At 62.9% G+C, this 1,068-nt stretch carries 2 protein-coding genes; both read right to left on the reverse strand.

The window, feature by feature from the left end; translation table 11 throughout:
• Positions 1 to 273: 273 nt before the first annotated feature.
• Positions 274 to 396 (reverse strand): hypothetical protein, encoded by a 123-nt coding sequence (locus JCM12296_RS48740; RefSeq protein ID WP_281492275.1) that lies wholly within the window; start codon positions 394 to 396, stop codon positions 274 to 276.
• Positions 377 to 1,068 (reverse strand): 4'-phosphopantetheinyl transferase family protein (locus JCM12296_RS40850; protein ID WP_479690898.1); only part of this gene is annotated, 692 nt, incomplete at its 5' end. The genes JCM12296_RS48740 and JCM12296_RS40850, both read right to left, overlap by 20 nt.

Raw genomic sequence — 1,068 nt, forward strand, 5'->3', positions numbered from 1 at the left:
TCGGTGGCCAGGCAGACGGCCGTCTCGCCCGCAAACTCGGCGAGGATATGGGCCGCCATGCAATACAGATCGGCATGGTTCATGCCGGAACGGATGAACGCCTTTTCAGGTTGTGCCGGTCCGGCGACCAGGCGGCCGATCAGATCCACAAGATCATTTTCAATGGCGTGTTCAGGCATGGGTCATCTCTCCGCTTTCTGGGTCGGCCTACATAGCATCATCGATAATCGCGTACCATGGTTTTGTGCCATTTTCTTGTTCGTCCCTTCGGAGCTAACCTGATCCGACATCCGTCACCAGGGTGATCAGGTGGCCTTCCACGGTCGTGTGGCGGGCCGTGGTGACTTTCCCGCCATTGTTTTCAAATCGGCTTTCCTCATCCCCGATCCGGATCACCCGGATACGCTCCCAGGCATCCACCAGGGCCATGTCCAGCGTCTTGGCGGCCGCTTCCTTGATGGACCAGACCCGCAGGCCGCCGCGGCGTTGTCCATGGCGGCCACCTTGACGCGGGCCTGCTCGGATGCATCCATGAACAGATGCTGTGCGCGCAGGCGCGTGCGCAGATCGGTTCCACATCGATGCCCACGGGGGTGTCGTGGGCCACGGCCACGCAGAACCGATCGTCATGGGATAGGGCCGCATACATGGGCGGGGCATTGTCGGCCGCCGGCAGGCAGGGCCTTGATGCATCATCGACGACTGTTTCAATGGTTGTTGAGGGCCGCTGGTGGCCGTTGTCGGCCAATTTGCGCCATAACCGCTTGAGGGCCAAGCGGCCGGCGATGTAACCGGTCTTCCGCTTGTTGCCCATGCCGGCCAGGCGCTGGGTTTCGGCGGATGTAAGCGCGACGGCGGCAAAGTCGGCCAGGTGATCGCGTTCCATGATTACGATACCCCGGCAGTTGCCGGTCCATGCGCCGGGGTCGACGTCCGGCTGGTTTTCGACGATCCAGTCGGGCGGCTGCCACGCGCCCCGGCTCACATCGCGCATGGCCACCCCCAATGCGGCTTCGCACAGGTTGCCCGCCCCGTCCAGGATCCAGATGTCGACAATCAACTGGGCGG

It is taken from the genome of Desulfosarcina cetonica JCM 12296 (assembly GCF_001311845.1).
In the GTDB taxonomy this organism is placed as follows: domain Bacteria; phylum Desulfobacterota; class Desulfobacteria; order Desulfobacterales; family Desulfosarcinaceae; genus Desulfosarcina; species Desulfosarcina cetonica.